18 protein-coding genes are annotated in these 22,795 nt (G+C 66.7%); 12 read left to right on the forward strand and 6 right to left on the reverse strand.

The genetic code is table 11. From position 1 onward, the window contains the following. Nucleotides 1-193: 193 nt before the first annotated feature. The 3 genes from ACFJGT_RS05985 to ACFJGT_RS05995 all read right to left on the reverse strand — a co-directional run bounded on the left by ACFJGT_RS05985 (nucleotide 194) and on the right by ACFJGT_RS05995 (nucleotide 7,003). Nucleotides 194-2,488, reverse strand: coding sequence for a PAS domain-containing sensor histidine kinase (locus ACFJGT_RS05985; protein ID WP_377846852.1), 2,295 nt, complete (start codon nucleotides 2,486-2,488; stop codon nucleotides 194-196). Between the two features lie 225 nt (nucleotides 2,489-2,713). After that, the gene (gene pepN / locus ACFJGT_RS05990) at nucleotides 2,714-5,359 is read right to left on the reverse strand and encodes an aminopeptidase N (RefSeq protein WP_377846854.1); all 2,646 of its coding nucleotides are present in this window, start codon (nucleotides 5,357-5,359) and stop codon (nucleotides 2,714-2,716) included. Between the two features lie 198 nt (nucleotides 5,360-5,557). Next, entirely contained in the window at nucleotides 5,558-7,003 is a 1,446-nt protein-coding gene (locus ACFJGT_RS05995) for a cation diffusion facilitator family transporter (RefSeq protein WP_377846856.1), read from the reverse strand. 104 nt (nucleotides 7,004-7,107) lie between these two features. Between ACFJGT_RS05995 and ACFJGT_RS06000 the strand changes: the two genes are divergently transcribed. The 6 genes from ACFJGT_RS06000 to ACFJGT_RS06025 all read left to right on the forward strand — a co-directional run bounded on the left by ACFJGT_RS06000 (nucleotide 7,108) and on the right by ACFJGT_RS06025 (nucleotide 11,875). Further along, nucleotides 7,108-7,557: a VOC family protein gene (locus ACFJGT_RS06000; RefSeq protein WP_377846858.1), complete on the forward strand. Its 450-nt coding sequence runs from the start codon at nucleotides 7,108-7,110 to the stop codon at nucleotides 7,555-7,557. 4 nt (nucleotides 7,558-7,561) lie between these two features. After that, nucleotides 7,562-8,458, forward strand: coding sequence for a PfkB family carbohydrate kinase (locus ACFJGT_RS06005; RefSeq protein ID WP_377846860.1), 897 nt, complete (start codon nucleotides 7,562-7,564; stop codon nucleotides 8,456-8,458). Nucleotides 8,459-8,565: 107 nt separating this feature from the next. Then, the gene (locus tag ACFJGT_RS06010) at nucleotides 8,566-8,895 is read left to right on the forward strand and encodes a hypothetical protein (RefSeq protein ID WP_377846862.1); all 330 of its coding nucleotides are present in this window, start codon (nucleotides 8,566-8,568) and stop codon (nucleotides 8,893-8,895) included. Nucleotides 8,896-9,078: 183 nt separating this feature from the next. Further along, the gene (locus tag ACFJGT_RS06015) at nucleotides 9,079-9,966 is read left to right on the forward strand and encodes a DUF1003 domain-containing protein (RefSeq protein ID WP_377846864.1); all 888 of its coding nucleotides are present in this window, start codon (nucleotides 9,079-9,081) and stop codon (nucleotides 9,964-9,966) included. Nucleotides 9,967-10,039: 73 nt separating this feature from the next. Beyond that, a complete protein-coding gene (locus ACFJGT_RS06020) occupies nucleotides 10,040-11,068 on the forward strand; it encodes an ABC transporter substrate-binding protein (protein WP_377846866.1) in 1,029 nt (342 codons plus the stop codon). Nucleotides 11,069-11,179: 111 nt separating this feature from the next. Next, a complete protein-coding gene (locus ACFJGT_RS06025) occupies nucleotides 11,180-11,875 on the forward strand; it encodes an urease accessory protein UreE (protein ID WP_377846868.1) in 696 nt (231 codons plus the stop codon). Between the two features lie 158 nt (nucleotides 11,876-12,033). On the opposite strand, the gene uxuA is transcribed toward ACFJGT_RS06025, so the two are convergent. Beyond that, nucleotides 12,034-13,230: a mannonate dehydratase gene (uxuA, locus tag ACFJGT_RS06030; protein ID WP_377846870.1), complete on the reverse strand. Its 1,197-nt coding sequence runs from the start codon at nucleotides 13,228-13,230 to the stop codon at nucleotides 12,034-12,036. Nucleotides 13,231-13,276: 46 nt separating this feature from the next. Further along, complete coding sequence (locus ACFJGT_RS06035; protein ID WP_377846872.1) at nucleotides 13,277-14,029, reverse strand: GntR family transcriptional regulator; 753 nt, start codon at nucleotides 14,027-14,029, stop codon at nucleotides 13,277-13,279. A gap of 103 nt (nucleotides 14,030-14,132) precedes the next feature. Here ACFJGT_RS06035 and ACFJGT_RS06040 point away from each other — a divergent pair, with 103 nt between their 5' ends. The 4 genes from ACFJGT_RS06040 (at nucleotide 14,133) to ACFJGT_RS06055 (ending at nucleotide 18,203) form a co-directional block, all read left to right on the forward strand. Further along, a complete protein-coding gene (locus ACFJGT_RS06040) occupies nucleotides 14,133-15,323 on the forward strand; it encodes an extracellular solute-binding protein (protein WP_377846874.1) in 1,191 nt (396 codons plus the stop codon). A 90-nt stretch (nucleotides 15,324-15,413) separates the two neighbouring features. Further along, on the forward strand, nucleotides 15,414-16,481 hold the full coding sequence (locus tag ACFJGT_RS06045; protein ID WP_377848933.1) for an ABC transporter ATP-binding protein: 1,068 nt from the start codon (nucleotides 15,414-15,416) through the stop codon (nucleotides 16,479-16,481). Then, complete coding sequence (locus tag ACFJGT_RS06050; protein WP_377846876.1) at nucleotides 16,478-17,368, forward strand: ABC transporter permease; 891 nt, start codon at nucleotides 16,478-16,480, stop codon at nucleotides 17,366-17,368. The genes ACFJGT_RS06045 and ACFJGT_RS06050 overlap by 4 nt, the downstream gene beginning before the upstream one ends. 4 nt (nucleotides 17,369-17,372) lie before the next feature. Then, nucleotides 17,373-18,203 (forward strand): ABC transporter permease, encoded by an 831-nt coding sequence (locus tag ACFJGT_RS06055; protein WP_377846878.1) that lies wholly within the window; start codon nucleotides 17,373-17,375, stop codon nucleotides 18,201-18,203. Nucleotides 18,204-18,236: 33 nt separating this feature from the next. Here ACFJGT_RS06055 and ACFJGT_RS06060 read toward each other — a convergent pair whose 3' ends face one another. Continuing rightward, nucleotides 18,237-20,066, reverse strand: coding sequence for an ABC transporter ATP-binding protein/permease (locus ACFJGT_RS06060; RefSeq protein WP_377846880.1), 1,830 nt, complete (start codon nucleotides 20,064-20,066; stop codon nucleotides 18,237-18,239). A gap of 602 nt (nucleotides 20,067-20,668) precedes the next feature. Between ACFJGT_RS06060 and ACFJGT_RS06065 the strand changes: the two genes are divergently transcribed. Both ACFJGT_RS06065 and ACFJGT_RS06070 read left to right on the forward strand, forming a co-directional pair. Beyond that, nucleotides 20,669-21,349 carry a GntR family transcriptional regulator gene (locus tag ACFJGT_RS06065; protein ID WP_377846882.1) on the forward strand — a complete coding sequence of 227 codons (681 nt, stop codon included), beginning with the start codon at nucleotides 20,669-20,671 and terminating at the stop codon, nucleotides 21,347-21,349. Nucleotide 21,350: 1 nt separating this feature from the next. After that, on the forward strand, nucleotides 21,351-22,790 hold the full coding sequence (locus tag ACFJGT_RS06070) for an aldehyde dehydrogenase family protein (protein WP_377846884.1): 1,440 nt from the start codon (nucleotides 21,351-21,353) through the stop codon (nucleotides 22,788-22,790). Nucleotides 22,791-22,795 lie beyond the last annotated feature (5 nt).

The raw sequence follows: 22,795 nt of genomic DNA on the forward strand, positions 1-22,795 counted from the left end.
GGGGAACCCTCTCCCGTAGGGAGAGGGCAGGGTGAGGGGTAGGCCGCTCACCGTGATTGCCGTGAGGTGGTCGCTGCGCAGCGATGAAGCTGCGAAGCACTGGTCCAACGGCCTACACCTCACCCCTGCCCCTCTCCTTACAGGAGAGGGGTTCCCCGCGCTGTCCTCGTAATCTGAATATGGTCGTGCCCGATCACGCCGCCTGCGCTGTGACCCGTCCCGCGCCGCCGTCGAGCGGCAGGTGGACCATGACGATGGTGCCGGCTCCCATCGCCGAGCGCAGCCGGAGCGAACCGCCATGCAGCTCGGTGAGCGAGCGGGCGATGGCGAGGCCGAGCCCCGAGCCCTTGTAGCTGCGCACCAGATCGCCCTCGACCTGTTCGAAGGGCCTGCCGACGCGATCGAGCTTCTCCTTGGGGATGCCGATGCCGGTATCCTCGATGAAGATGTTGAGCGCGCCGGGGACATGGCGGGTACGGACCGCGATCCGGCCGCCTTCGGGCGTGAACTTGGCGGCGTTGTCGAGCAGGTTGCCGAGGATCTGGTAGAGCGCGTGCGGGTCGGCTTCGAGATGGGTGTCGAGCGGGCCTTCGATGGCGAGGACGAGCTGCTTGCGCTCCACCTCGGGCTGGACCTTCTGCAGCGCCTGGTCGAGCACCGGGCCGAGCGCGATCTCGGTTTTCTCCAGCCGCATCCGGCCGGATTCGATGCGGGACATGTCGAGGATGTCGTCGATGATGCTCAGGAGATAGCCGCCGCTGGAGCGGATATCGCGGACATAGTCGGTGTACTTCTCGCCGAGCGGGCCGAACATGCCGTTCTCCATGATCTCGGAGAAGCCGATGATGGCGTTGAGCGGCGTGCGCAGCTCATGGCTCATATTGGCGAGGAATTCGGATTTGGCGCGGTTGGCGCCTTCGGCGGAGGCCTTCTGCTTCAGATAGCGCTCGGCGAGGTCGGCGAGCTGCTGGGCCTGGGTTTCGAGCTTCTGGCGGGAGGCCTTGAGGTCGGTGACGTTCATCAGGAGCTGGTGCTCGGACTGGGTCAGCCGCTCTTCCTGCTGCTTGAGCTTGGTGATGTCGGTGCCGACCGAGACCGAGCCGCCATCCTTGGTGCGGCGGCCGTTGATCTGCAGCCAGCGGCCATCCGACAGGCGGGCCTCGTAGGAGGCGCCGGCAGTGCCGCGCTGGACCCGCATCGGCTCGCGGTCGATCTGCGGCTGGGCGGAAAGCTCCATGATCTCGTCATAGGAGGCGCCGGATTGCAGGGCGTCCGCCGGGAGCTGGTGAAGCTGCTGGTATTTGGCGTTGCAGAGCACGAGGCGGTTGTCGGCATCCCAGAGCACGAAGGCTTCCGAGATCGCCTCGACGGCGTCGCGCAGACGGGCGTCCGAGGTCGCGGTGCGCTCGGCCATGCGGCGCTGCTCGGAGATGTCGACGACGATGCCGACGAGATGGCGGGAGCGGGTGCGGCGGTCGATCACCAGCTCGGCGCGAGCCTTCAGCCAGATCCATTCGCCGGCGGCTGAGCGGACGCGGAATTCGCGGTCGAGATGGTCGGCCTCGCCACGGCTGATCGCGTCGGCCAGCGCATAGAGGTCGACATCCTCCTGGTTGATGAAGCTCGAGACCTCGCCGAAGGACATGTACTCGCCGGTGCGGTCATAGCCGAGCAGGGCATACATCGAATCCGACCAGTAGATCCGGCCGCGCGCGAGGTCCCAGTCCCAGAGGCCGCAATGGCCGCGGTTCAGCGCCGTGTCGATGCGTTCGCGGACGCAGTCGCAATCCTGGTCGGCGGCGCTGGCTCGCTTCGACTGGAGCATGAAGGCGAGCGTGGTGACGCCGAGGATGAGGCCGGCGGAGCCGAACAGGATAATCAGGCCCGAACGGCGGAGCTGCCAGGTCGAGAGCGCCCGCGAAACCGGCTGCAGCACCGCGACCTGCCCGAGCGGGGCGGCAAGATTGCGCACGCTGGCGAAGACATCGGCGCCGTTCGGCAGGGTGATGCGCATCACGCCGGCGCGGTCGCCGAACACGGTGAGCGGCTGGGTCTGGCCAAGGAAGTCGACAAGCGTGCGCTGGGTCTGGCCGATCACCGGCTCGCTGGCGATCACGCGGCCATCGGCGCCGCTGACATGGACGAAGCGGCCATGGGCGGCGAGGTGGCGGGCGGTCAGCGCCGCCAGCACCGCTGCCGGCTCCTTGCCTGCCAGCGTGGCGGTGTCGAGCTCCCGGGCGACCAGGGCCGAGACCAGGTCCATGTCGCCGGCGGCGTCGACGAGGGCGTCGTCGCGCATCGCCGCTGTCTGGATCAGTGCGCCAGCGCAGAGAATGATGAGGAAAAGCCCCACAAACGCGGGAATCGCGGTGCGGAAGGTGGGTTCGAAGCTTTCGAAACGATGATACAGAGGGTGCGTCAGCGAACGCGCCACACCCAGAATCGTATCGGCGCGCACAGGTGCGCAGCCCGCGTTGGCACGCGACATGCCCGGTCCCCCTTCGGAACTTTACCGTCAGTAAGATCGGGAGACGTGCCGCATCCCCGCGAATCACCGTCAGTTGAATCCGGGCGCCTCGGTTTGTCTAGCCCTGAGTTGAGTCAGGAGTGTCGAATTCTCCTTTAGGTTGTAGCGCTTATGCGGATGAATCCTGCGCGGGTAATGAAACGTTAATGTTTTGGACAGGTCGGCGTTAACCATTCCGGGGAGCGCTCAGGCGAGCGCCCTTTCGGCGATGTCGGCAACGTCCCGCGACAGGTTCGGCAGGCGCGCGACGGTGCTCAGCGCCTCCTGTGCGAGGCGCTTGCGGCCGGGCTCCAGCATGCGCCAGCTCTTGAACGAGCCGAGCAGGCGCGAGGCCACCTGCGGGTTGGTCTTGTCGAGCGCGACGACGATATCGGCGACGAAATCGTAGCCCGCGCCATCGGCCCGGTTGAACTGGGTCAGGTTCGCCGCGAAGCCGCCGATCAGCGCCCGCACGCGGTTGGGATTGCCGAGCGAGAAGGCCGGATGCTGCATCAGCGTCTTGACGCGCTCCAGCGTGCCCGCCTCGGCGATCAGCGCCTGCGCCATCAGCCATTTGTCGAGCACCAGCGGCTCGCCCGCATAGGCCTCCGCGAAGCGCGCGATCAGAGCCTCGCGGCGCTCGCCGGGGATCAGCGTCATTGCAGCCAACGCGGCGAGGCGATCGGTCAGGTTATCGCCCGCGGCGAACTGCTCCTCGCAGAGATCGGCGGCCTCGGCCGGGGCCGCCAGCGCCGCGAGCCCGAGCAATTCGTTGCGCAGCGCCCGCCGCCCGGCCGAGGCCGCATCGGGGCGATAGGCGCCGCTTGACGCCAGAGCCCCGCGCAGGCCGGGCAATTCGCCGAGCAGCGCCTTGCCGATCGCGCCCGACAGTTTGCGATGGGCGGCGAAGATCGCATCGGGATCGACATCCCCACCGATCTCGCGAGCGATATCGGCAGGTGCCGGCAGGCGCAGGACCTGCGCCGCGAAGGCCGGGTCGGACAGCGCATCGCTCTTGAGGAAGGCTTGCAACGCCTCACCGAGCTTGCCGGCGGTTGCCGTCAGTACATCGGCATCGGCGCCGGGTTTGCCGGCGGTCACGAGCGCGCGGGTGGCGACGCTCTGCAGCGACTGCCAGCGATTGAAGGAATCGCTGTCGGCCGAGAACAGCCGCAGCAGGTCGGCATCCGACAGGTCGAGGTCGAGCCGTGCCGGAGCGGAGAAGCCGCGCATCAGCGAGGGGATCGGCGCTTCCGCGACATCGTCGAAGGTCACCGACAGGGACGACTGGTCGAGCACGACGAGCCCGTCGCCGGCATAGGCGTTCGAAGCCGTCTTCAGCGGCAGGTCGCCCTTGGCGCCGACGAGCCCGAGCGTGATCGGCAGGACGACGGGCAGCTTCTCGGCCTGGCCCGGCGTCGGCGGCGTGCTCTGTGCCAGGTCGAGCGTGTAGCGCTTCGCCGCCGCGTCGTAGCGGCCCGAGGCGACGATGGTCGGCGTGCCCGCCTGCTCGTACCACCTGGCGAAATGGTCGATATTCTGCCCGGAGGTCTCGGCGAAGCAGGCGAGGAATTCCTCGATCGTCGCGGCGGTGCCGTCGCAGCGCTCGAAATAGAGGTCCATGCCGCGCTTGAAGGCGTCGTCGCCGATCAGCACCTTGAGCATGCGGATGACTTCCGCGCCCTTCTCGTAGACCGTCGGCGTGTAGAAGTTGTTGATTTCCTTGTAGGCGCGCGGCCGCACCGGGTGGGCGAGGGGGCCGGCATCCTCGGAGAACTGGGTCGAGCGCAACGTGCGGACATCGGCGATGCGCTTCACCGGGCGCGAGCGCTCGTCGGCGGAGAATTCCTGGTCGCGGAAGACGGTGAGCCCTTCCTTCAGGCAGAGCTGGAACCAGTCGCGGCAGGTGATGCGGTTGCCGGTCCAGTTGTGGAAATACTCATGCGCGATGATCGCCTCGATCGAGGCGTAGTCGCCATCGGTCGCGGTCTGCGGATCGGCCAGGACGTATTTGTCGTTGAAGATGTTGAGGCCCTTGTTCTCCATCGCCCCCATGTTGAAATCGGAAACGGCGACGACGTTGAACACGTCGAGGTCGTAGTTGCGGCCGAAGACCTGCTCGTCCCAACGCATGCAGCGCACCAGCGAATCCAGCGCCCAGCCGGCGCGCTCGGCCTTGCCGGGCTCGACATAGACGGCGAGCTCGACCTTGTGGCCGTCGGCGGTGACGTAGTCCTGCCGGACATGGTCAAGCGCCCCGCCCACCAGCGCGAAGAGATAGGCCGGCTTGGGGTGCGGGTCGTGCCAGACGGCGAAATGCCGGTCTCCTCCGGGCAGTTCGGCCGCCGCGACCAGATTGCCGTTGGAGAGCAGCACTGGCACCTCGGCCTTCGCCGCTTCGAGCCTGACCGTGTAGACGCTCATCACGTCGGGCCGGTCGAGGAAATAGGTGATCCGGCGGAAGCCGTCCGCCTCGCATTGCGTGCAATAGACCTTCGACGAGCGGTAGAGCCCCATCAGCTTGGTATTGGCGGAAGGGTCGAGCTCGGTCTCGATCGTCAGCGTGAAGTCGTGCGACGGCGGGCTGGGGATCGTCAGCGCCTGCGGCGTCACCGTATAGGCGGACGCGTCGAGCGGCTTGCCGTCGATGGCGAGCGATTTCAGCACGAGTTCGTCGCCATCGAGCTTCAGCGGCGCGCCGGGTTGTCCTTCCGGGTTCGGCCGGAGCGCCAGCAGCGTACGCACCCGCGTCTTCTGCGGATGCAGGCTGACGTCGAGATCGACGGTGTCGATCAGCCAGTCGCTGGGGCGGTAGTCCTCGAGGCGGATCAGCGGAGCATCTTCGGTACGCATGGGAACCCTGATGGCGAAGGTCAGGGGGTGTTTCTAGAGCATGGCGGCGCGGGAGGGAAACGCGCCGTCATGGCGGAAAGCAGGTCGTCATGCTCGGGCTTGACCCGAGCATCTCATGACAAGGAGGCTCGGAGCCTCCTCTGGAAAGAGATTCTCGGGTCTGCGCTTCGCTTCGCCCGAGAATGACGGCTGGGCGCATCAGGAACTGGCCGGAACCGCCGGTTCCGCATGGCTTACCAGCCGGCAGACCTGTGGCCGAGCAAGGCGGACCGCGCGCTCGATCGCGTCGACCGCATCATGCACGGCGGCGACATTGAGCGTCGGGTCGACGCGGCAATGGTAGTTGACCACCAGGCCCTTGGCGGTCTGGCGCACGCGCACGCTGTGGATGTCGTGGATCGGCCCGGCGACTTTCGCAGCCTCGCCCGCAAGCGCCTTGCCGATATCCTCGACGGTCTCCCAGGCGGCGTTGTGGCCGGCGGGCTGGCCGGTCTCCATCGGCTCGATATGGGTCTCGACCTCGGTCTCGCCGCCAAATTCGGCCCGGATCGCGCTTTCGAGCCGGGTCGCGATCTCATGCGCCTCGCCGAGCGGGAGGCTCTGGTCGACCTCCATGTCGAGGCTGACCGAGAGCTTGTCGCCGATCGAGTGGACCGTGACGTGATGCGCCGGGATCTTGAGCTTGAGCGCGATCAGCAGCACGCGCTCCAGCGCCGTCTCGTCATCGACCTGCACGGGATCGGCCGTGATCGTGATCTCGGCGCCGGGCTCGGCCTTCACAAGGGCATCGGCGAGCTGGGCCTTGATCGCCACCACCCGGTCGAGCGGCAGGGTGCGCGAGACGCTGATGCCGATCTCGCCATGGACGCGTCCGCCGGCCGGGCGCACGCGCAGCCAGTTGATTCCGACGACGCCCGGCACGCCGCGCGCGGCCTCACGCAGAGCCTCGCTGACGCCTTCGGGAGCGGTATCCATCAGCGTGGCGAGCACGCGCCGGGCCAGGCGAAAGGCCGAGAAGGCGGTATAGGCCGCGATGGCGAAGGCGGCGGCCGTGTCGGCCCGTTCGAAGCCGTACCAGATGCCGATCAGGCCGGCGAGCACCAGCGCCGAACCGACGAAATCCGCGGAGAAATGCGTGGCTTCGCCGGCCAGCGCCTCGCTGCCGGTCTCCTTGGCGACCTTGGTCAGGGAGCGCCAGCGGATGGCGTCGACGATCATCGAGAGCACGAGCACGCCGATGACGAGCGGCGTCACCTCGACATGCGCGATGACATTGGTCCAGAGCCGGTTGCCGGCCTCCCACAGGATCGCGCCGGCGAGCGTGAACAGGATCGCGGTCTCGACCAGCGCGGCGAGCGCCTCGACCTTGCCATGGCCGTAATGGTGCTCGTCGTCGGCCGGCTTGTCGGAAGCGCGGACGGCGAACCAGGTGAACAGCGTCGAGCCGACATCGACCAGGCCCTGCAGCGCGTCGGTCAGCAAGGCGAGCGAGCCGGAGAGGATCGCGCCGACGATCTTCGCCGCCGTCAGCAGGATCGTCGCCATCACCGAGAGGATCGCGGCGCGCTGCTTGATCTGCGCGATCTGGGCGGGCGTGGCGCGCACGGCCGGTGCCGTCGCCGGCCCGTCTTGCGTTGTCGTCATGGCGCGTCCTGTTCAGATGACTTGGCGGGGTGGTCGAGAGTGCCGATGCTCTTGCCTGATTTGGGAAACGGATCAACCCTGCCGCCCCTCAACGAGGAACGACGATGCGATATCTCCACACCATGGTGCGCGTGACCGATCTGGATCAGGCGCTGGATTTCTACGTCAACAAGTTCGGGCTGGTCGAAACCCGCCGCATCGAGAACGAGAAGGGCCGCTTCACGCTGGTCTTCCTCGCGGCTTCCGATGATCTGGCCGAAGCCAAGGCCGGCGCCTCGCGCGGCCGCCCGACGCTGGAGCTGACCTACAACTGGGACCCGGAAAACTATACCGGCGGCCGCAATTTCGGTCATCTCGCCTATGAGGTCGACGACATCTACGCCACTTGCGACAAGCTGATGAAGGCCGGCGTCACCATCAATCGCCCGCCGCGCGACGGCAACATGGCTTTCATCCGCTCGCCCGACAACATCTCGATCGAACTGCTCCAGAAGGGCGATCCGAAGGCCCCGGCCGAGCCGTGGGCGAGCATGCCGAACACCGGGAGCTGGTGAGGTCTTGGCCGGCGTCTTCTGCCTGGGGATCGCGACGCTGGACTATGTCTACAGCGTCGAGACCATGCCGACGCGCGGCGAGAAGTACCGCTCACGCGGGCTCGCCGTCGTCGGCGGCGGTTGCGCCGGCAATGCCTCGGTCGCGATCGCGCGTCTCGGCGGCGCCTGTTGGCTGGCGACGCGCCTCGCCGACGACCTGACCGGCGACCAGATCGTCGCCGATCTCCAATCGGAAGGCGTCGATACGGGCTTTGCGCGCCGCGTCGCGGGCCTGACCTCGCCGGTCTCGGCCATCCTGGTCGATGCCGAAGGCGAGCGCATGGTGATCTCCTATTCCGATCCGGCCATGCCGGAGGATGCAGCCTGGCTGCCGGCCGAGCTGCCGAAGGGGGCCGGCGCCGTGCTCGCCGATACCCGCTGGGGGGAGGGGGCGCTGGCCGCCCTGAAGCTCGCTCGCGCCGCCGGCGTTCCCGGCGTGCTCGATGGCGACCGCAAGCCGCCGCATCCCGATTTGGTCGGCACGGCGAGCCATGTCGCCTTCAGCCAGCAGGCCTTGCGCGAGATCTCGGGCGAGGAAGACCCGCGCGCCGGCCTCGCCAGGGTGGCGGCCGGTGTCCCGACCTGGCTCGCGGTCACGCTCGGCAAGGAGGGTGTGCTGTTTGTCGAGGGTGGCGAGGTCCGGCACAGCCCGGCTTTCGTCGTCGAGACGGTGGATACGCTCGGTGCCGGCGATGTCTGGCACGGTGCCTTCGCGCTGGCGCTGGCCGAGGGACAGGCCGAGCCGGCGGCTATCCGCTTCGCCTCGGCAGCGGCCGCGATCAAATGCACCCGCTTCGGCGGCCGCAGCGGCGCGCCGCGCCGCGATGAGGTTGAGCGCTTCCTGGCGCAGGCCGCCGGCTAGCAGACGCAACGGCTTTCTCCTCTCCAGCGTCGCGCAGCCGTCACGCGCGTCGGGCATCTGATCCGGCGCGCGCTGTCGCGTATCGGTCGAGCTCAGGAGAGAGCATCATGCTGGCGATCCAGGGTCTGAAATGCATCTACGACACCACCGGGAAGGGCTGGTCGATCGAGCTCGTTCTCAAGGCCGATGGCGAGGAGGCCGTGCGCCGCTTCGATGTCGACGGGCCCGATGATGCCGAGCTGCTGATCGAGGCGTTCGAGGATTCCTCGGCCAGTGTCTTCGATCCGGAAACCGGCGAGATCGTCTTCGGCTACGAGTATCTCGAACTCGACGAAGAGGATGAGGAAGACGAAGAGGACGAGACCGAGGAAGACGGCGAAGGCGAGGACGAAGAGGATTCCGACGCTTCCGAGACGAACGAGAAGCCGAAGGGCTGAAACCGAAACCACCTGCGGGCCAGTGTGGCCCGGCAGTGACCATGAGCCCGGAGAGGCGGCCGCCTCGCCGGGCGTTCCCATTTCAGCGGCCGCTGCCATCGGCCGGGCATCTTCGAATGCTGGTATCTGCACTGGGATCAGGTGCAGTCTGCGGAACGCACGAGACGCTATGACAGGCAGGGAATGACACAGGAACGAGATGACGATCAGGTCGCGGAGGCGCCGTCGAGCGCTCTCGCGACCCTGGCCGATCCGGCGAGCCTCGCCGGTGCGGCCGGCAAGAAGCGCGGAACCTGCGCCATCAGCGGGCAGGAGATGGCACGCCGGAACCTCGTCGAGGTCGGCACGCTGCGTCCAGCGCTCGCCGACCATATCCGCAACGATTTCCCCGACATGCCCGATCACGCGCTGATCAGCCTGAAGGAACTTGCGCGCTATCGCACCCGCTATGTCGAGGAGATCCTGCGCGAGGAGCACGGCGAATATTCGGATCTCGACCGCGAGGTTGCCGAGAGTATCGCCCAGCAGGAGACCATCGCCGAGAACACCGATGACGACTTTGAGGAGCACCGCACGCTCGGCGAGCGCTTCTCCGACAATCTCGCGAACTTCGGCGGTTCCTGGGCCTTCCTGATCAGCTTTGGCGTGGTGCTGGTCGTTTGGATGGCGATCAACGCGCTGATGGGCGATCTGAAGGCCTTCGACCCCTATCCCTTCATCCTGCTCAACCTTGTCCTGTCCTGCATCGCGGCGGTGCAGGCGCCGATCATCATGATGAGTCAGAAACGGAAGGATTCGAAAGACAGGTTGCGTTCGCTCAACGATTACCAAGTCAACCTGAAGGCCGAGCTCGAAATCCGGCACCTGCACGAGAAGATGGACCATCTCGTCACCCGGCAATGGCAGCGTCTCGCCGAGATCCAGCAGGTTCAGCTCGAAATGCTGCAGGAGGCGCAATTGCCGAAGGCGCGGGCAAAGCGACGCAAGAAGCCCGTCGCCAAGAAGAAGCGCGCGAAGCCGGCCGAGGCGGTGACTGCTCCCGTGCCCGACAAGCCGGACGGCGCGGCGTAGCAGCGCTTCGCTTGACTCCCCATTCTCCCGTCGGTCTTTTCGTCGGCAAACGAATCCGATCGGGAGGATGATGATGGTTTCTTCGCGTTTTGCGTCCGTTGGCGCGCTCTTCGCCGGCCTGGCTTTCACGGCTCCGGCCTTCGCCCAGGGCCAGGTCACGGTCTATTGCTCGATCCTCGAGGAGCAGTGCCGCGAAGGCGCGGCGATGTTCGAGAAGGCGACCGGCATCAAGGTCGCGATGGTCAGAAAGAGCACTGGCGAGGTCTATGCGCAGGTCAAGGCCGAGGCGAGCAACCCGCGCGGCGACGTCTGGTGGGGCGGGCCGGGCGAGCCGCATCTCCAGGCGGCCGACGAAGGCCTGCTCGACGAGTACAAGTCACCGAAGCTGCCCGAATTGCATGACTGGGCGCAGCGCCATGCCGAGCAGTCCAAGTTCCGCACCAACGGCATCTATCTCGGCGCCCTCGGCGTCGGCTACAACACCGAGGTCCTGAAGAAGAAGGGCATCGCCGCGCCGAAATGCTGGGCCGACCTGCTCGATCCCAAGCTGCGCGACGAGGTCCAGATCGCTGATCCCAGCTCGTCCGGCACGGCCTATGTCTTCCTGGCGACGACGGTGCAGCGCCTCGGCGAGGAGAAGGGCTTCGAGTACCTCAAGGCCCTGCACAAGAACATCAGCCAGTACACCAAGTCCGGCATCGCGCCGGTCAAGGCTGCCGCGCTCGGCGAGACGGCGGTCGGCATCGCCTTCATCCACGACATGCTGACGCAGAAGCTGCAGGGCGCGCCGATCGAGACGGTCGCTCCCTGCGAGGGCACTGGCTACGAGACCGGCTCGGTCTCGATCATCAAGGGCGGCAAGAATTCGGAAGCGGCGCGCAAGTTCGTCGATTTCACGCTCTCGCCCGATGCCCAGAACATCAATGCGAAGCTGAAGATCAACTCGATCCCGTCGAACAAGAATTCGCTGCTCTCGCCGGATGCACCGAAATTCGCCGAGATGAAGCTGATCGACTACGACACCCCGCGCTGGGGCTCGCCGGCCGAGCGTTCGCGCCTGCTCAAGAAGTTCGACACCGAGGTCAAGGCGCTGCCGCGCTGACGGCCTCTGCGACATCCAGGCTTGGTAGCACGGCCGCCGGTTTGTGCTACTAAGCTGCGATCCGGGCTCGGGCGCGTGGCGCCCCGGCCGCAAGCCATGGGATCGCCGCCGATGCTTCGCGCCACCTCTGTTCTCCGCAAGGCCGCCGTCAAGGCCGACCGTGTCGTCGACACGTTGGCCCTCGGTCATCGCGACCGCGCGATCAATGGCGTGAGCGTCCGCGCGACGGGCGGGCTTGAACTCGCGATCGCGCTCGACAAGGCGACGGTGCTGAACGATGGCGACGCGCTGAAGCTGGAAGACGGAACGCTCGTCCAGATCAAGGCCGCGCCGGAAAGCCTGCTGGAAATCCGCGCCGAGAACCCGCTGCGGCTGGTGCGCCTCGCCTGGCATCTCGGCGGCCATCACGTCCCGGCCGAGATGACGGCCGATGCTCTCTATGTCCCGAACGATGCGGCGCTCGGCGAACTGGTGCGCGGGCAGGGCTGCTCGATGACGGTGGTCGAGCGTCCGTTCCAGCCGGAGGCGGAGGTGCATCACCACGCCCATGGCGACGATTGCGGCTGCGGGCACGACCATGACGATCACGGTCATCATCACGGGCATGACCATGGCCACGGGCACGACCATGCGCACCATGGCCATGATCACGCGCATGGTCAGAAGCACGATCATGATCACAAGCACCAGCATGCCCATGGCGAGGGTTGCGGCTGCGGCCATGAGCACGATCATCACGGCCATGGTCATCATGGACACGGCCATGGCGCCGCGCATGGCCACAAGGGCCACTCGCACGATCACTGAGGCGCTTGCCGCGGGTCATGCTCGGGCTTGACCCGAGCATCTCGGAACGAGAACGCGCCCTTTCCTGCCAGAGCTTCTCGGGTCTACGCTTCGCTTCGCCCGAGAATGACGGCTGTGATTGCTTGCGAAAGGCGGGCCTTGGGCCCGCTTTTCGTGTCTTAGGCCGCGTAGCCCTTGACCTGCGCCAGCGCGGTCATCACGCCACGCAGCTCCGCAAGCCCGCGCAGGCGCCCGACAGCGGGGTAGCCCGGGAAGCTGCCCTTGCCGACATCGTCGAGCAGTTCGTGGCCATGGTCAGGCCGCATCGGAATCTGCCAAGCGGCAAGGCCGGCAGCCTTGCGACGCTGCTCCTCGGCCATCAGGGCATCGACCAGCGCGACCATGTCGGTATCGCCGCCGAGATGCTCGGCCTCCATGAAGGAGCCGTCCGGGTCCTTGGCGACGTTGCGCAGATGCGCGAACCAGATCTTGTCGGCGAAACGGCGGGCGATGCCGGGCACGTCGTTCTTCGGATTGGCGCCGAGCGAGCCCGAGCACAGCGTCAGCCCGTTCGCGGGCGAGTCGACCGAGCCGAGGATGTAGGCAATGTCGTCCTCGGTCGAGCAGATCCGCGGCAGCCCGAAGAGCGAGCGCGGCGGGTCGTCCGGATGGATGCACATGCGGATGCCGACTTCCTCGGCGGTCGGGATGATCGCCTCCAGGAAGCGCTTCAGATTGGCACGCAGCTTGTCATGGGTCATGCCGGCATAGCGATCGAGGATGCGGGCGAGGCCGGGCAGGTCGTAGCGGTCGAAGGCGCCGGGCAGGCCGGCCATGACGCTGGAGAGCAGACGGTCCCGATCGGCCTGCGAGGACTGGTCGAACCAGGCCCTAGCCTTGTCCATCACCTCGGCGGAATGGCCCTCGTCGGCGCCCTTGCGCTTCAGCATGAAATGATCGAGCGCGACGTATTCGTGCAGGTTGAAGCGCAAAGCCGTGCCGCCGCCCGGCAATTTGTGGGCGAGCTCGGTGCGGGTCCAGTCCAGCACCGGCATGAAATTGTAGCAGATCACCTCAAGGCCGCAGGCGGCGAGGTTGCGCATCGACTGGCGGTAGTTCTCGAAGACGGTTTCGAGATCGCCTTCGCCGATCTTGACGCTCTCATGGATCGGCAGGCTCTCGACCACCTTCCATTCCAGGCCGAGGCTCCTGTCGGCGCGCACGATCGCCTGGCGCTTCTCGATCTCCTCGACGCTCCAGACCACGCCATAGGGGACCTGGTGCAGCGCGTTGACGATCCCGGTCGCGCCGGCCTGCCGGGCCTGCGCCAGAGTCACGACATCATCCGGCCCGAACCAGCGCCAGCATTGTTCCATGGTCTTGTTATCCTTGTGAGAAAGGTCGCTGCGCGGAGAACGGGCGTCAGGTGGTTTCGGGAGTGAGGCGGGAATCGTCGAAGGCGTCCGCATGGTCCTTCGCGATCGTGTCGATCGTCGCGAAGACCGTGCGCAGATGCGCGCGCATCGCGGCCTCCGCGCCTTTGGCGTCGTGCTTCATGACGCAGGCCGCGATGATCCGGTGCTCGTTCAGGATCACCTCGGACCAGGACGGCGTTTCCAGCGAGAGGCAGCGCACCCGGTCCATCTGGGCCTTCACGCCTTCGATCATGCTCCAGACGGCGCGGTGCCCGGCGATGCGCGAGATCTCGGCATGGAACACCTCGTCCAGGCGGAAGATATCGGTCCGATCCCCTCGTCGCACAGCCTCCGCCTGCTCCTCGACCTGGGCGGCGAGGCGGCGGCAATCGGCGTCGCCGATGCGCTGCGCGGCCAGCACCACGGTGCGGCATTCCAGCGTCTCGCGGATGAACTGGCTGTCACGGACGGCGGCGAGGTCAATCGGCGCGACGAAGGTGCCGACCTGCGGCACCGCGACGAGGAAACCCTCGTCGACCAGCCGCTTGAAGGCCTCGCGCACAGGCGTGCGGCTGACGCCGAAGCGCAAGGCCATCCGCGCCTCCGACATCGCTTCGCGCGGTTTCAGCGCGCCGCTGATCACGTCGCTGCGCAGGACGCTGTAGATCTGGTCCGTGCTGTGACGGGTTGCAGGGTGGGCCATTGCCAAGCTCTCGATGACTAGTATACTAGGATACTGATCAACCGGGGGCTGCGTCAACTTGGCAGGTTTCCGGGGCGAGGGCAGGGGCCGGATCGGGGCGGTCGGGCCAGCGCAACATAATAAAGCTCGTAAGCGGGCATCCACATCCGGAGGAGAAATCATGGCTCACGACAGCATCAATCGGCGTCATTTCATCGGCGGCGTTGCAGGACTCGGCGTTGCCGCCCATGCGCCGGGCGTCTTCGCGCAGCAGCTCAAGCTGCCGGCCTCGCCGCTCACGATCAGCGTCATCGACGTCGGCGGGGCGCTCGCCCTCGTCCAGACGCCGCTGGAGAACTACCCGAAGGCCAATCCCAAGGCCGTCTCGCGCATGGTCTTCACCAAGGCCCCGGCGCCCGAGCTGCCGGCCAAGATCAAGGCCCAGCAGGCTGCCGGGCGCCTCGATATCGACATGGTCATCGGCGGCTTGGACGTGCTTTCGGCCGGCATCGACCAGAAGCTCTGGGTCGACCTGCTGCCGCGCCTGCAGGCCGAATTGCCGAAGCCGGAGGAGATCTATCTCAAGCCGGCGCTCGCCATGCACAATCTCGGGCAGGGCCAGGCCATGGCAATGGTCTATTACCCCTCCGGCCCGCTGCTCGAATACATGCCGGAGCGCGTCAAGCAGGTGCCGACCACGGCCGAGGAGCTGCTCGCCTGGAGCAAGCAGAACAAGAACCGCTTCCTCTATGGCCGCCCGGCCAATTCCGGCCCCGGCCGCACCTGGATCATGGGTCTGCCCTATCTCCTCGGCGACAAGGACCCGAAGGACCCCGAGAAGGGCTGGGACAAGACCTGGGCCTATCTCAAGGAGCTCGGCGAGAACATCGAGTACTATCCGGGCGGCACCGGCCAGACGATGAAGGAGCTCGGCGACGGTTCGCGCGACATCATCGTCTCGACCACCGGCTGGGACATCAACCCGCGCGTGCTTGGCATCGTGCCGAAGGAAGCCAAGATCCAGGCGCTCAAGGGCTTCCACTGGGTCACCGACGCCCAGTACATGATGATCCCGAAGGGCGTTTCCGACGAGAAGCTCAACGTGCTGCTCGACCTGATCCGCCACATGCTGACGCCCGCGCAGCAGGCCTTCACCTATGACGAGGGCTATTTCTATCCGGGCCCGGCCGTGAAGGACGTTCCGCTGTCGATGGCGCCGGCTTCCAGCCAGAAGGCCATCGCCGAGTTCGGCCGCCCCGAATACGAGAAGCTGATCGCCGACAACCCGATGGAAACCCCGCTCAACCCGGACAAGATGGTGATCGCCTTCCGCATCTGGGACGAGCAGGTCGGCGGCGCCAAGAAGAAGTAACTGCGATCGCAGCGGCGGGCCTCGGCTTGCTCCGAGGCCCGCCGCTGCTGTTCCGATCCCGTTTCTCAGATCCATCCGGAAGCCATGACCATCAACGCAGCCTCGTTCCGCGAGCTTCGGCTCGACCGTCTGAGCCGTGACTTCGGCACCCATAATGCGCTCAAGGACGTCTCGCTGACGATCGGCAAGGGCGAGTTCATCGCGCTGCTTGGCCCGTCCGGCTGCGGCAAGTCGACGACGCTGAACCTGATCGCGGGCCTGCTCCCGGCGACCGGCGGCGGCATCTGGCTCGACGACAAGCGCATCGATCCGCTGCGCCCGGAAGAGCGCGGCTTCGGCATGGTCTTCCAGAGCTACGCGCTCTTCCCGCATATGAACGTGAACAAGAATATCGGCTTCGGTCTGAAGATGCGCGGCCTGCCGCGTGCCGAGATCGACAAGCGCGTCGCGGAAGCCGCCGCGCTGGTGCGCCTGCAGGGCCAGACGGAGAAGCTCCCTGGCCAGCTCTCCGGCGGCCAGCAACAGCGCGTCGCCATCGCGCGCGCCATCGTCGTCGAGCCGCCGCTCGTGCTGATGGACGAGCCGCTCTCGAACCTCGACGCCAAGCTGCGTCTGGAGATGCGCGCCGAGATCCGCCGCATCCACAACACGCTCGGCGCCACCACGATCTACGTCACCCACGATCAGGAGGAGGCGCTCTCGCTCGCCGACCGCATCGTCGTGCTGCGTGACGGCCAGGTCCGTCAGGTGGGCACGCCGGAAGACCTGTTCATGCGGCCTGATCATCTCGACGTCGCCGAGTTCATGGGCTTCCGCAACAAGGTGAAGGGCAAGGTCGCAACAGCCGGCGAGGGCAAGGCGACGGTCGCTGTCGGCGATGCCCAGCTCTCCGGCCGCGCGCGCAACGCGGTTTCCGCAGGCTCCGACGGCTATCTCGCGATCCGCCCCGAGGACCTGCATCCGGTCGCGGCGGGCCAGCCCGGGCTCAAGGCGCAGGTCGTCTCGACCGAGTTCCGCGGCCGCGAATTCGTCGGCTTCGCCCGCATGGCGGATGGCACCGACCTGTCCTTCCTCGCCCATGACAAGCTGTCGCCGGGCGAGACGGTGACGCTCGCCGCCGATCCCGACCGCGTCCTCGTCTATGGAGCGGCGGCGTGAGCACGGACATCTCCTCCATCCCGCTGAAGCAGCGGCTGGCGGCACGCGGGGTCGACGGGTTGACGCTGCTCGTCCTGCCTGCGGTCCTGTTCCTGCTGGCGCTGTTCATCTACCCGTTCTTCTACGGGCTCTTCCTGTCGTTCGAGCCGAAGCAGGGCGGCATCTTCGCCAATTACCAGCGCTTCTTCTCCGATCGCTTCCTCTACGGGACGATCGCGACGACGCTCTGGCTGGCGCTGCCGGTGACGGTCGCGACGCTGCTGCTGGCGATCCCGATCGCCTTCCGCGTCCGGCTGATGCAGAACCAGCGCCTGCTGACCACGATCCTGGTGATCCCGATCACGCTCGGCACGGTGCTCGTCGCCGAGGGCCTGCTGAACTATCTCGGGCCGCAGGGCTGGTTCAACCGCGTGCTGATGACGGCTGGCATCATCTCGACGCCGGTGAAGCTGCTGCACAACTACTGGGGCGTGATGCTCTCGCTGGTCATCACCGGCTTCCCCTTCACCTTCCTGCTGACCCTGTCCTACCTCTCCGGCATCGATCCGGCGCTGGAGCAGGCGGGCGCGACGCTGGGGGCGGGGCCTTGGGATCGCTTCAAGCACATCCTCTTCCCGCTCTTGCTGCCGGGGCTCGCGATCACCTTCTGCCTGAGCTTCGTGCAGGCCTTCTCGGTCTTCCCTTCGGCGGTGTTGCTCGGCGCGCCCTCGGGTCCGACCCGCGTGATCTCGATCGCGGCCTATCAGGCGGCCTTCGAGGAATACGACTACTCCATGGCTTCGGCCGTCGCGATGATCATGGGCGTGGTTCAGCTCACCATCGTCGTCGTGGTGCTCGCCGCACGTGGCTTGCTGTATCGCGGCCCTGCCGGCGGCGGAAAGGGCTGATCCGATGGTGAAAGACACCCGTCTCTCGACGAAGCTCTGGGCGGCCGCCAACTGGACGCTGATCGGCTTCTTCATCGTCAACCTGTTCGCGATGATCGCGACGGTGGTGACCTCGTCCTTCTCGACGCGCTGGCTCGGCACCTGGCTGCCGGCCGGCTGGACGACGCGCTGGTATGCGGCCGCCTGGGCGGAATTCCAGCTCTACGACGTGCTGCTCGTCACCTTCCAGATCGTCTTCCTGGTGGTGGCGCTGTCGGGCCTGATCGGCGTGCCGGCGGCCTATGCGCTGGCCCGGCGCGACTTCCCGGGCAAGAAGCTCGTCATGCTGCTCTTCCTGCTGCCGCTGCTGGTGCCGCCGATCACCTTCGGCATTCCGCTGGCGACGGTGCTCTACCAGACCGGCTTCGCCGGCCAGATGTCGGGCGTGGTGCTCGCCAATCTCGTGCCGACCGTGCCCTTCGTCATCCTGGTGATGATCCCGTTCATCGAGCAGATCGACACCAAGATCGAGGCGGCGGCGCGCGTCTTCGGCGCCAACACCTTCAAGCTCTTCGTGCATGTGCTGCTGCCGCTGCTCATGCCCGGCATCCTCGCGGCGCTCCTCCTGGTGCTGGTCAGGACGCTCGCCATGTTCGAGCTGACCTTCCTCACGGCCGGCCCGACCAGCCAGACGCTCGTCGTCGCGCTCTACTACGCGGTCTTCGCTGCCGGCGTGCGCGCGGTGCAGTCGATCGACGCGATGGCGGTGATCTACATGGTCACCACGCTGATCTGGCTTGTGATCGCGCTGCGCTTCGTCAACCCGACGCAGATCGTCGCGCGCGCCAAGAAGTGACAACGGCGGCGGCGTTCCTCGCGAGCGCCGCCGTCACACTTGCTCGATGTCCTGCCGCTCGTCCTCATTGTCGGCGCTGCGGCTCTTGAAGAGCCGCCAGAGCGATTTCCGCATGCGTTTCGACGTCATGTGAGCGCCTGCCGGCCGCCGCTCCAGCGTGATCTTCTGGTCGTGATAATCCTCGAGGCCCGGACGATGGCCGACGCTGATCAGCGTCGCCGCGGCGAGTTCCTCGTCGAACAGGCCCAGCAGTGAAGCCTGGCTTCCCTCGTCGAGCGCCGAGGTCGCCTCGTCCATCACGATGATGTCGGGCTTTTGCAGGAGGAGGCGGACGAAGGCGACGCGCTGGCGCTCGCCGCCGGACAGGGCGCGATCCCAATCGTCCTCCTCTGCGTCGAGCTTCTTGGCGAGATAGCCCAACCCGCAGCGCTGCAAGGCCGCGAGGATCGCATCGTCCGCCACCGCGCGGTCTGAGTCCGGATAGAGCAGGATCGCGCGCAGCGTGCCCTTCGGCAGATAGGGCTTCTGCGGCACGAAGGCGATGGTCTGGCCGGACGGCACGCGGATCGAGCCGGAGCCCCAGGGCCAGATGCCGGCGAGCGCCCGGATCAGCGTGCTCTTGCCGGAGCCGCTCTCGCCCGCGATCAGCGTCTTCGCGCCTTGTGCGATGGTGACGGTGGCATCGGCCACGACGATCCGGCCGTTGCTATGGGCGATGGACAGGTTTTCGAGATGGATCGCGTCGTCCTCGCTTTCGCCGAGGACGATCCGCTCGTCCTTCTCCATGATCGTGCCGATATCCAGCGCCTCCAGCTCTTCCACCAGCTCGTCGACGCGGGTGACCGAGGCGAACCACTCCGCCAGCCGCACGAAATTGTCGACGAACCAGATCAAGGCAGCCTGAACGGCGCTGAAAGCCGCGACGACCTGCACGACCGCGCCGAGCGTGATCGCGCCGGCCAGGAATTTCGGCGCGATCAGCAGGAGCGGCACGATCGGGAACAGCGCGCCATTGGTATTGAGCACCAAAGCGATGACGCCCTGCTGCCGCACGATCTTGAGCCAGGCCGCCACCACGCGCCCATAGCCTTCCCCCGCGGAGCTGCGCTCGTCGGCATCGCCCTTGATCAGCGCGATGCTCTCCGCATTCTCGCGCAAGCGGGTCATCTCGGCCCGGAACTGCGCCTCCATCTCGTTCTTGTGGGCGACGCGCGCGACGAGCGGGCGGCCGGCGAGATAGGCCGCAAGCGAAGCGATCGTGGCATAGACCACCGCCGCCACCGCCATGTAGCTGGGGATGACGATCAGGGTTCCGCCCAGCATGAACTCCGCCGAGCCGGCGACCTGCCAGAGGATCGCGGCGAAGGTCGCGGCCGTGACGAAGGCGGTGATCAGCCCGATCGCGAGTTCGACGAGCGGCTCGATCGCGAGCCGGGCATCCTCGGCGATCCGGTATTCCGGCGCGGTCATCTTTTTGGACAGGAAGCCCAGACGATAATAGCGCTGGTCGGCGATCCACCAGCCGGCGAGGCGGCGTGTCAGGTTCTCGCGCCAGCGCACCTGCAGCAGCATGCGGCTGACGACGAGGCCGGAGACCGACAGGGCCGAGGCCGCCAGCAGGAACGGCAGCCAGCCGGTCGTCGCCCAGACGGCGTCCACGTCGCGCCTTTCCAGCGCATCGAAGAACCAACGGTTCCAGCGGTTGATGCCGACGGCGGCGGAGGTCTGCGCCGCGATGAAGACCAGGACGGCGCCTGTCAGGGCCCAGGCCTGCCAGCGCTTCCTGCCGCGCCAATAGCGCAACGCGATGCGGAAGAACTGCCGCATGCGGGAGCGTCGCGAAATCTGCGGAGCCTCGGCCATGTAATACTCCGCCTTTCGGGCGCCGTCGGGTTCGGGAAAGGCTTGCGGGAGGCAGCCTGCAAGCTCTCAATCCCCAGCCTGGCGACGCGGTTCCATGGCGCTCGCGTATGCGGCTCGAATGGGTGGGAATCGGATTTTCGCATGCCTCTCGCCCATCGCGGTGAGTGGCATCAGCAGGCCATCCGTGTCGGGCATGGACGCCCTTCTGCCGTTGGACGCCATGGGTCCTGCAGAAACTGAACAGACGAACGGGTCTGGGACTTGGCCGCAGCGCTCGTTGTCGGTGGCGCGGAGCCGATGGGTGGCTTCGGCGGTGCCCCACACCGGCGAAGCGAAGTACCTGGCCAGGCGGAGACGATGACCTCCGATGCCGATTGCAGCGCTGGCGGCCACGATCTATCGAAGTTTGGTCTGCTCTAAGGGTGACGCGCGCAATGCAGTATCTGCCTCAGATCAATTCATCGGCCTCGGTTGCTGCTCCCGTTTGATAAGTCGGCTTTGCATTTGCCGCTGCAGGGGCTGCCGCATGGGGCACTCACCCCTCAGTCGATATTGACAGTCCTTGTATCCTGGATACCATTTCGCGCATCTTGGAGAAGCCGATGGACCAAGTGCTCGAATGGCGCAGCCAGTCGCGCCTTCTGGACGAGGTGGCGCAGGCGCTGCGCGAGCGCATCTATGCCGGCGTCTATGCGCCCGGCGCCACGCTTCGGCAGGAGCGGATCGCCGCCGAGTTCGGCATCAGCCGGACGCCGCTGCGCGAGGCGTTCCGCGTCCTGGAGCGTGACGGGCTCGTCGTGAACAAGCCGGGCAGTGGTGTCCGGGTCGCGACGGCCGACCTGCCGAAGCTGCTCGATGCCTATGCCGTGCGCGAGGCGATGGACGGCGTCGCGGCGCGCAATGCCGCCGAGCGGGCGACGCCGGCCGAGATCGAGCAGCTCAGCAAGCTCGTCGAGCTCCAGAAGAGGTTGACCGCGGACTGGAATCCGAGTGCCTATTCCCAATCGAATGTCGATTTCCACCTACTGATCATCAGCGTGGCCAGGAATGCATCCCTGGCTTCGCTCGTGCCGCTCCTGCATCTGACATCTCAGGTGTTCGCGCCGGCCTTCGCCCTGTCGAGCGAGCGGGCGAGCGCGGCCGTGGCCGAGCATGTCGAGATTCTCGGCGCGATCCAGACACGCAATCCCGACGAGGCCGAGCGCGTCGCGCGGGCTCACATCCATGCGACGGCTGTCCGCCTTAAGGCGCAGCTTGCCGGACAGAAAACGACCGAGGCGTAACGTGAAGACCTACCGCAATTTCATCGCCAACGAATGGCGCGATGCCGCCGACGGCGAGCATATCGACGTGCGCAATCCCTCGACAGGTCAGGTTCTGGCCAGGCTGGCGCGCGGCCGGCGGGAGGATGTCGATCTCGCGGTCGCCGCTGCCCGGCAGGCGCTGTCCGGCGAATGGGGGCGCCTGACCGCGACCGAGCGCGGACGCATCCTGACCCGGATCGGGGCCGGCGTGCTCCGCAATATCGACCTCCTGACTGAGATCGAGGCGCGCGATGTCGGCAAGCCGCTGACGCAGGCGCGCGCCGATGTCGTCGCGCTGGCGCGCTATCTCGAGTTCTACGGCGCCTCCGCCGACAAGGTGCATGGCGACACCATTCCCTACCAGAACGGCTTCACCGTCCTGACGATCTACGAGCCGCACGGCGTCACCGGGCATATCATCCCGTGGAACTACCCGATGCAGATCCTCGGGCGCAGCCTGGGCGCGGCGCTGGCCATGGGCAATGCCGCCGTGGTCAAGCCGGCGGAGGAAGCCTGCCTGACCATCCTCGAATTCGCTGACATCGCGCAGGAGGCAGGGCTGCCGGCCGGCGCGCTGAACATCGTCACGGGCTTCGGCGCCGAGGCCGGCGCGGCGCTCTCCGAACACACCGACATCAACCACATCTCCTTCACCGGCTCGGCCCGGACGGGCGAGATGGTCCAGACCGCCGCGGCCCGCAACGCCGTGCCGGTGACGCTGGAACTCGGCGGCAAGTCGGCCCAGGTCGTCTTCGCCGACGCCGATCTCGACCGCGCCGTGCCGTTCCTGGTCAATGCCGGCATCCAGAATGCCGGCCAGACCTGCTCGGCCTCGTCGCGCATCCTCGTCGAGCGCGCGGTCTATGAGGATGTCGTCGCCCGGATGAGCGAGCGGTACCGCGCGCTGAAGGTCGGGCCGGCCGAGTCCGACCTCGCCGTCGGACCGGTCGTCTCGCAGCGCCAGAAGGCGATCATCGAGGACTTCCTCAGCGTCGCCCGCAAGGATGGCCTGAAAGTCGCGGCGCAGGGCACGATCCTTCCCGATGCGCCGGCTGAAGGCGCCTATGTCGCGCCGACCCTGCTGCGCGACGTTCCGCCGGATCACCGGCTGGCGCAGGAGGAGATCTTCGGCCCCGTTCAGGTGATCATGCCCTTCGATACCGAGGAAGAGGCGCTCGCGCTCGCCAACGGTACGCCTTACGGGCTGGTCTGCGGAATCTGGACGAGCGATGGCGGCCGGCAATTGCGCATGGCGCGCGCCGCGCAGGCCGGCCAGGTCTTCATCAACAATTACGGTGCCGGGGGCGGCGTCGAGCTGCCCTTCGGCGGCGTCAAGAAATCGGGCCATGGCCGCGAGAAGGGTTTCGAGGCCCTCTACGGCTTCGCCAGCATGAAGACCATTTCGATCTTTCACGGGTGAGAGTG

Source organism: Allobosea sp. UC22_33 (assembly GCF_042700715.1).
Lineage (GTDB): Bacteria > Pseudomonadota > Alphaproteobacteria > Rhizobiales > Beijerinckiaceae > Allobosea.

Excerpts from the sequence above, each read along its gene's own strand:
- ACFJGT_RS05985 (WP_377846852.1), bottom strand. The coding sequence starts at position 2,488 with ATGTCGCGTGCCAACGCGGGCTGCGCACCTGTGCGCGCCGATACGATT.
- pepN (WP_377846854.1), bottom strand. The coding sequence starts at position 5,359 with ATGCGTACCGAAGATGCTCCGCTGATCCGCCTCGAGGACTACCGCCCC.
- ACFJGT_RS05995 (WP_377846856.1), bottom strand. The coding sequence starts at position 7,003 with ATGACGACAACGCAAGACGGGCCGGCGACGGCACCGGCCGTGCGCGCC.
- ACFJGT_RS06000 (WP_377846858.1), top strand. The coding sequence starts at position 7,108 with ATGCGATATCTCCACACCATGGTGCGCGTGACCGATCTGGATCAGGCG.
- ACFJGT_RS06010 (WP_377846862.1), top strand. The coding sequence starts at position 8,566 with ATGCTGGCGATCCAGGGTCTGAAATGCATCTACGACACCACCGGGAAG.
- ACFJGT_RS06015 (WP_377846864.1), top strand. The coding sequence starts at position 9,079 with ATGACACAGGAACGAGATGACGATCAGGTCGCGGAGGCGCCGTCGAGC.
- ACFJGT_RS06020 (WP_377846866.1), top strand. The coding sequence starts at position 10,040 with ATGGTTTCTTCGCGTTTTGCGTCCGTTGGCGCGCTCTTCGCCGGCCTG.
- ACFJGT_RS06025 (WP_377846868.1), top strand. The coding sequence starts at position 11,180 with ATGCTTCGCGCCACCTCTGTTCTCCGCAAGGCCGCCGTCAAGGCCGAC.
- uxuA (WP_377846870.1), bottom strand. The coding sequence starts at position 13,230 with ATGGAACAATGCTGGCGCTGGTTCGGGCCGGATGATGTCGTGACTCTG.
- ACFJGT_RS06040 (WP_377846874.1), top strand. The coding sequence starts at position 14,133 with ATGGCTCACGACAGCATCAATCGGCGTCATTTCATCGGCGGCGTTGCA.
- ACFJGT_RS06055 (WP_377846878.1), top strand. The coding sequence starts at position 17,373 with ATGGTGAAAGACACCCGTCTCTCGACGAAGCTCTGGGCGGCCGCCAAC.
- ACFJGT_RS06060 (WP_377846880.1), bottom strand. The coding sequence starts at position 20,066 with ATGGCCGAGGCTCCGCAGATTTCGCGACGCTCCCGCATGCGGCAGTTC.
- ACFJGT_RS06065 (WP_377846882.1), top strand. The coding sequence starts at position 20,669 with ATGGACCAAGTGCTCGAATGGCGCAGCCAGTCGCGCCTTCTGGACGAG.